6 protein-coding genes and 1 tRNA gene are annotated in these 6,889 nt (G+C 61.8%); 4 read left to right on the top strand and 3 right to left on the bottom strand.

What is annotated here, in order from left to right; translation table 11 throughout:
* Positions 1–99 precede the first annotated feature (99 nt).
* The 3 genes from GYA94_RS10645 to GYA94_RS10635 all read right to left on the bottom strand — a co-directional run bounded on the left by GYA94_RS10645 (position 100) and on the right by GYA94_RS10635 (position 2,293).
* Positions 100–993 carry a bestrophin family protein gene (locus tag GYA94_RS10645; RefSeq protein ID WP_161892290.1) on the bottom strand — a complete coding sequence of 298 codons (894 nt, stop codon included), beginning with the start codon at positions 991–993 and terminating at the stop codon, positions 100–102.
* A 302-nt stretch (positions 994–1,295) separates the two neighbouring features.
* Positions 1,296–1,943: a trypsin-like peptidase domain-containing protein gene (locus tag GYA94_RS10640; protein ID WP_161892291.1), complete on the bottom strand. Its 648-nt coding sequence runs from the start codon at positions 1,941–1,943 to the stop codon at positions 1,296–1,298.
* Between the two features lie 265 nt (positions 1,944–2,208).
* A tRNA-Leu gene (locus GYA94_RS10635) sits at positions 2,209–2,293 on the bottom strand.
* Between the two features lie 107 nt (positions 2,294–2,400).
* Here GYA94_RS10635 and queA point away from each other — a divergent pair.
* The 4 genes from queA to secD all read left to right on the top strand — a co-directional run bounded on the left by queA (position 2,401) and on the right by secD (position 6,884).
* Positions 2,401–3,450 carry a tRNA preQ1(34) S-adenosylmethionine ribosyltransferase-isomerase QueA gene (gene queA, locus GYA94_RS10630; protein ID WP_054911410.1) on the top strand — a complete coding sequence of 350 codons (1,050 nt, stop codon included), beginning with the start codon at positions 2,401–2,403 and terminating at the stop codon, positions 3,448–3,450.
* 14 nt (positions 3,451–3,464) lie between these two features.
* Positions 3,465–4,580, top strand: coding sequence for a tRNA guanosine(34) transglycosylase Tgt (tgt, locus tag GYA94_RS10625; protein WP_009682049.1), 1,116 nt, complete (start codon positions 3,465–3,467; stop codon positions 4,578–4,580).
* Positions 4,581–4,622: 42 nt separating this feature from the next.
* Positions 4,623–4,958, top strand: a complete 336-nt coding sequence (gene yajC / locus GYA94_RS10620; RefSeq protein ID WP_008092587.1) for a preprotein translocase subunit YajC — start codon at positions 4,623–4,625, stop codon at positions 4,956–4,958.
* Positions 4,959–5,021: 63 nt separating this feature from the next.
* Complete coding sequence (gene secD / locus GYA94_RS10615) at positions 5,022–6,884, top strand: protein translocase subunit SecD (protein WP_054890336.1); 1,863 nt, start codon at positions 5,022–5,024, stop codon at positions 6,882–6,884.
* Positions 6,885–6,889 lie beyond the last annotated feature (5 nt).

Here is a 6,889-nt window from a genome sequence, read left to right as displayed (position 1 = left end):
GTGCTGGTGTTGCTGGTGGACATGCTCAGTGATGTGTTGCGCCAGCGTTATGTGCGGGCCTGACCGATAGCCAGGGCCGCAAGGCAGCCCGAAAATCCATCAGGCTCCCACAACCTCGCCACACTGCGCCTCGCGCTGCATCGATTCCAGGTTGCGCTCGATCGTCTCGCAGATGGTGTCCATCTGGATCTGGTGTTCACTGAACCTGAACGGGCTCTGCAAGTCGGTACCGATCCGCTCGATGGCCAGCAACATGAACCCCACCACCGTCGAGGCCAGCGGTGTGAACCAGCCCAGCGACTCCACCAGGCCCACCGGCACGATCAGGCAGAACAAGGTGATGAACAGGCGCGGAAAATACACATAAGGGTACGGCAGCGGCGTATTGGCAATCCGTTCCATGCCGCCCTGGGCATTGGACAGGTCCACCAGGGTTGCCTCCAGCCGCGCCAGGCGAATGCTGTCCAGCCGCCCGGCCTGGTACTCCCGGGCCAGCAAGGCCGCCGAGCCGCTGAGGATGTCGTTGGCGAAGTTGTTCGAGCGGTTGCGCCGTTCGAACTCCGCCGGCGGGATAAAAGCCATCAGTTCCTCCGGGCAGGGTTCTCCCTTCAGGTGTGCCGCCAGGCAGTTCACATAGGCGATATGCCGGCGCAGCAGGGTGGCCTTGACCGGGTTCAGGCCGTCGTCCGTGTCATCGATCAGGGTCAGCGTCTGCCGGGCAAAACTACGCGAGCTGTTCACCAGCGCGCCCCACAGGGTGCGTGCTTCCCACCAGCGGTTGTAGGCGCTGCTGTTGCGAAAACTCACCAGCACCACCAGCGCCGAACCCAGCAGGGTCAACGGGATCAGCGGCAAAGTGAACTTGCTGTTGAAGAACAGCATGAAGTCGATGGTGACCAGCACATCCCAGATCAGCAGCCAGAACAGCGACCAGCCGATGTAGCCGATGGTCTTCACCACCAGGCGGTACTTGCGGGCGATGACGTCTTTCACGCGGGGGTACCTCGGAACGCGGGGGATGCAGGATGGGACGTCGAGGGGCGCCGAAGGTTCGTCATCCTTGAGCGGGTGTATCCATAAGGATACGATTGGGTGGCCACTTGATGATGCCGAATGGTGTGAAGCCCAGCTGTGGATAGAGCAGCAGGCCGGCGATGTCGTGATTGAAGCATGGCACTCGGACCTCCCGAGCGCAGGCTCAAATCCCGCGCAGGCCCTGTAGGAGCGGGTTTACCCGCGAAGAGGCCATCAGCCTCACATCATAGGCCGCTTTCCATCCAGCACCGCGCCCCGATTCACGGCTTGGCGGCCACCGCCACGTAGCCTTTGACCGCAGCCGGCGCCCTCGGCTTGGCCTTGCGTGCCAGCAGGTACTGATAGCGCCGCCACTCCTTGTCGATCTCGTTGAACGACATGAACACGCTGATGCGTTCCTTGCCGATCAGGTCGGGGCGCCTGCCAGCGTCGATCTCGCTGGTCGGGATGATGGCCACGTTGATGCCCACGACCTTGCCATCCTCGGCAAACACAGGCCCACCCGACATGCCTTTGGTGATCGGGCCATCGTGTACCGAGTAGAAGACACTGCCAGGCGTACCTTCCAGCCGAACCAGCGACGGCAGGGCATGGCCCTTGCCTTGCATCGGCATCATCAAGCTGTTGTAGCCGACCGCCGTCACGGCCTCGCCCGGCACGTACTGGCGCCAGGCCGGTACCGTCGCAGCCTTGTGCTTGAAGAACACCACATCACCGAGGCCTTCGTGAACCACGTTGGGCAGGAAGGGGGTGTGTTTGGCGGTTACTGCGTAATCCTCGTTCCACTGGATGGCGCTGGCCATCAGCAGCATTGGCAGCGGAGCACCGGAGGTGACCACGAATGCCTGGCTGTAGACGGGATCGGAAACGTAAGACGTTGGCACTCCATTGCACCCACCCAGCAGCATCATTGCTGCCACACAGGGCGCTATAGCTTTCATGGTTCACACAGGATTGAGGGGGAAGGGTGCGCAACTATGGCTAAGTGCCATTATTCGGACAATCCTTTCGTGATATATCCGACGAATGACAGCTTAAGGGCTAATCAGAAGGGTAGCCAATTGAATCGGGGTATCGGGGTGAGGCCCGGCGCCGTGGCGGTGGCGTCAAGGCGAAGGGTGGTTTTGGCGAGACGAAAAAAAACCGACCATACGGTCGGTTTTTTCCGGATTTTGGTGCCCCGAGGGAGACTCGAACTCCCACTCCTTTCGAAAACGGATTTTGAATCCGCCGCGTCTACCAATTCCGCCATCAGGGCGTGTGGCGCGCAGTATAGAGAGCTGCCGCTGGTCGGTCAATCGGCTTTCATGGTCAATTTTCACACATTGGGCTAAACTTCCCGGCCCTGCCGAACCGAACATCATCATGCGCGTCGCCGATTTTTCCTTCGAACTCCCCGATTCCCTGATCGCCCGCCACCCACTGGCCGAGCGCCATGGCAGCCGTCTGCTGGTCCTCGATGGGCCGAGCGGCGTGCTGGCACACCGGCAATTCCCCGATTTGCTCGAGTACCTGCGCCCCGGCGACCTGATGGTGTTCAACAACACCCGGGTCATTCCGGCCCGCTTGTTCGGCCAGAAAGCGTCTGGCGGCAAGCTGGAAGTGCTGGTCGAACGCGTGCTCGACAGCCACCGGGTGCTGGCTCACGTAAGGGCCAGCAAGGCGCCGAAAGAGGGCGCGGTCATCCTCATCGATGGCGGTGGCGAGGCCGAAATGGTCGCCCGCCACGACACACTGTTCGAGCTGCGCTTCACCGAAGAGGTGCTGCCACTGCTCGACCGCGTCGGGCACATGCCGTTGCCGCCCTATATCGACCGCCCCGACGAGGGCGCCGACCGTGAGCGCTACCAGACCGTCTACGCCCAGCGTGCCGGTGCAGTGGCCGCGCCCACCGCCGGCCTGCACTTCGATGAAGCGCTGCTGGAAAAAATTGCCGCCAAGGGCGTGGAGCGCGCCTTCGTCACCCTGCACGTGGGCGCCGGCACGTTCCAGCCGGTGCGTGTCGACAAGATCGAAGACCACCATATGCACAAAGAGTGGCTCGAAGTGAGCCAGGACGTGGTCGATGCCATCACGGCCTGTCGCGCTCGCGGTGGCCGGGTGATCGCCGTGGGCACCACCAGCGTGCGTTCGCTGGAAAGTGCCGCGCGCGACGGCGTGCTCAAGGCGTTCAGCGGCGACACGGATATTTTCATCTACCCGGGTCGGCCGTTCCATGTGGTCGACGCACTGGTCACCAACTTCCACCTGCCGGAGTCCACGCTGCTGATGCTGGTCTCGGCCTTCGCCGGCTACCCCGAGACCATGGCCGCCTACGCCGCGGCGGTGGAGCAGGGGTACCGCTTCTTCAGTTACGGTGATGCCATGTTCATCACCCGCAATCCGGCGCCACGCGGCCCCGAGGATCAAGCATGAGTCGCACCTGTCGAATGTCCTTCGAACTGCTGGCCACCGACGGCAAGGCCCGTCGCGGTCGCATCACTTTCCCTCGTGGCACCGTGGAAACCCCGGCGTTCATGCCGGTGGGCACCTATGGCACGGTCAAGGGCATGCTGCCACGCGATATCGAGGCCATTGGCGCCGAGATGATCCTCGGCAATACCTTCCACCTGTGGCTGCGCCCCGGCACCGAGGTGATCAAGAAGCACAACGGCCTGCACGATTTCATGCAGTGGAAGGGCCCGATCCTCACCGACTCCGGTGGTTTCCAGGTGTTCAGCCTGGGCGCCATGCGCAAGATCAAGGAAGAGGGTGTGACCTTCGCCTCGCCGGTCGATGGCTCCAAGGTGTTCATGGGCCCGGAAGAGTCGATGCAGGTCCAGCGTGACCTGGGGTCGGACGTGGTGATGATCTTCGACGAGTGCACCCCGTACCCGGCCGAGCACGATGTCGCGCGCACCTCCATGGAGCTGTCGCTGCGCTGGGCCCAGCGCTCGAAGAACGCCCACGCCGACAACACCGCCGCGCTGTTCGGCATTGTCCAGGGGGGCATGTACCAGGACCTGCGCATGCGCTCGCTCGAAGGCCTGGAAAACATCGGCTTCGATGGCCTGGCCATTGGTGGCCTGTCGGTTGGCGAGCCCAAGCACGAAATGATCAAGGTGCTGGATTACCTGCCTGACCAGATGCCGGCTGACAAACCTCGTTACCTTATGGGGGTAGGCAAACCGGAAGATCTCGTTGAGGGTGTGCGCCGCGGCGTCGACATGTTCGACTGCGTGATGCCAACGCGCAACGCGCGCAACGGGCATCTGTTTGTCGATACAGGGGTGATCAAGATCCGCAATGCGTTCCATCGCCACGATGAATCGCCGCTGGATCCGACCTGTGACTGCTACACCTGCACCAACTTCTCGCGCGCCTATCTGCACCATTTGGACAAGTGCGGCGAAATGCTGAGCAGCATGCTGAATACCATCCACAACTTGCGCCATTACCAGCGCTTGATGGCCGGTTTACGCGAGGCCATTCATCAGGGTAAATTGGCCGCCTTTGTCGACGCCTTCTACGCCAAGCGCGGGCTTCCGGTTCCGCCCTTGGACTGACTGTCTGCATCCATTATTAGAAAATTACATTAGGAGTGCCCAATGAGCTTCTTGATCCCCGCCGCATACGCGGACGCTGCAGCACCTGCCGCCGGCCCAGCCGGTACCGGCTTCGAGTGGATTTTCCTGGTCGGTTTCCTGGTCATCTTCTACCTCATGATCTGGCGCCCACAGGCCAAGCGTGCCAAAGAGCAGAAGAACCTGCTGAGCAACTTGCAAAAAGGTGACGAAGTTGTCACCAACGGCGGTATCGCCGGCAAGATCGTCAAGGTTTCCGATGACTTCGTGGTTCTGGAAGTGTCCGACACTGTCGAACTGAAGTTCCAGAAGGGCGCCATTGCTGCGACCCTGCCAAAAGGTACGCTCAAGGCTATCTGAGTTACCGGTTTTATTTTCCAGTCGGGGCGCGCAACGCGCCCCGCGTCTTGAACGGGCGGCGTGATGCTGAACAAATACCCTCTGTGGAAATATGCACTGATCGTGCTGGTACTGGTGGTCGGTTTCATTTATTCCGCACCCAACCTTTACCCGGACGACCCGGCGGTGCAGATCAGTGGTGCCAGCTCGGCGCTGCAGGTGAACCAGGCCGACCTCGACCGCGTCAGCAAGGCGTTGGTCGATGCCAAGATCGCAGTCAAGGGCACCAGCCTGGGCGAGAAGGGCAGCGGGCTGATCCGCCTGACCAACCAGGAAGACCAGCTGCCGGCCAAGGATGTGGTGCGCAAGGCGCTGGGCGATGATTACGTCGTGGCCCTGAACCTGGCCCAGACGACTCCGCAATGGCTGCGCAACCTGGGTGCAAGCCCGATGAAGCTGGGCCTGGACCTGTCCGGTGGTGTGCACTTCCTGCTGGAAGTGGACATGGACAAGGCCATGAGCGCCCGCATGAAAGTCTACGAAGGCGAGGTCAAGACCTTGCTGCGTAAAGAGCGTGTGCGCTACCGCAGCCTGCCTCAGCAGGATGGTGGCATCATGCTGGGCTTTGCTGACGATGCAACCCGCGAACAGGCGCGTGCCCTGATCCGCAAGAATTTCAATGATTTCGACCTGACCACCACCGAGCGCAACGACCTTGCGGTGCTGCGCCTGGCGCTGACCCAGGCGAAGGTCGCCGAAATCCGCGAATACTCGATCAAGCAGAACCTCACCACCGTGCGCAACCGCGTCAACGAGCTGGGCGTGGCCGAGCCGCTGGTACAGCGTCAGGGCGCCAACCGCATCGTGGTCGAGTTGCCAGGTGTGCAGGACACTGCCGAAGCCAAACGTATCCTGGGTAAAACCGCCAACCTCGAGTTCCGTTTCGGTGCCGAACCGGGTGCGTCCAAGGCCACTACCGAGGTGTTCGAGTTCCGCGAGGGCGGCCGGTCCGCTGCGGTCGAGCGCGGGCTGATCATTACCGGTGACCAGGTTACCGACGCCCAGGCAAGTTTCGATGAACACGGCCGCCCACAGGTGAACATTCGCCTGGATGGCCACGGTGGCGAGCTGATGAGCCGCGCTACCCGCAGCAACGTTGGCCGCAGCATGGCGGTGATCTTCATCGAGCAGAAGCCGGTTACCCGCTACGTCAAGCAAACCGTCGACGGCGTCGAGAAAGACGTGGCCGTGCAAAGCTTCGTCGAAGAGAAGAAAATCATCAGCCTGGCCACCATCCAGTCGCCGCTGGGTAGCCAGTTCCGCATCACCGGCCTGAACGGCCAGGGTGAATCGTCCGAGCTGGCGCTGTTGCTGCGTGCCGGTGGTCTGGCTGCACCGATGTACTTCGCAGAAGAACGTACCATCGGCCCAAGCCTGGGTGCCGACAACATCACCAAAGGTATCGATGCATCGCTGTGGGGCATGCTGTTCGTCTCGCTGTTCATCATCGCCATCTACCGTGGTTTTGGCGTGATCGCCACCATCGCCCTGGCGGGCAACATGGTGCTGCTGCTGGCACTGATGTCGCTGCTGGGGGCCACCCTGACCCTGCCGGGCATTGCCGGTATCGTGTTGACCATGGGTATGGCGGTAGACGCCAACGTGCTGATCTTCTCGCGCATACGCGAAGAGCTGAAGGCCGGCATGTCGGTGCAGCGCGCCATCCACGAAGGTTTCAACCGCGCCTATACCGCGATCATCGACGCCAACCTGACCAGCCTGCTGGTCGGCGGCATCCTGTTCGCCATGGGTACCGGCCCGGTCAAGGGCTTTGCGGTCACCATGTCCCTCGGGATTTTCACCTCGATGTTCACCGCCGTCATGGTGACCCGCGCAATGGTCAACCTGACCTGTGGCGGGCGTGACATCAAGAAGCTGTGGGTTTGAGGGAG

This window comes from Pseudomonas juntendi, assembly GCF_009932375.1.
Lineage (GTDB): Bacteria > Pseudomonadota > Gammaproteobacteria > Pseudomonadales > Pseudomonadaceae > Aquipseudomonas > Aquipseudomonas juntendi.
Note: the sequence above shows the minus strand (reverse complement) of the source record. Positions and strands in the feature narration are given on the sequence as shown.

Excerpts from the sequence above, each read along its gene's own strand:
- GYA94_RS10640 (WP_161892291.1), bottom strand. The coding sequence starts at position 1,943 with ATGCTGCTGGGTGGGTGCAATGGAGTGCCAACGTCTTACGTTTCCGAT.
- queA (WP_054911410.1), top strand. The coding sequence starts at position 2,401 with ATGCGCGTCGCCGATTTTTCCTTCGAACTCCCCGATTCCCTGATCGCC.
- tgt (WP_009682049.1), top strand. The coding sequence starts at position 3,465 with ATGTCCTTCGAACTGCTGGCCACCGACGGCAAGGCCCGTCGCGGTCGC.
- yajC (WP_008092587.1), top strand. The coding sequence starts at position 4,623 with ATGAGCTTCTTGATCCCCGCCGCATACGCGGACGCTGCAGCACCTGCC.
- secD (WP_054890336.1), top strand. The coding sequence starts at position 5,022 with ATGCTGAACAAATACCCTCTGTGGAAATATGCACTGATCGTGCTGGTA.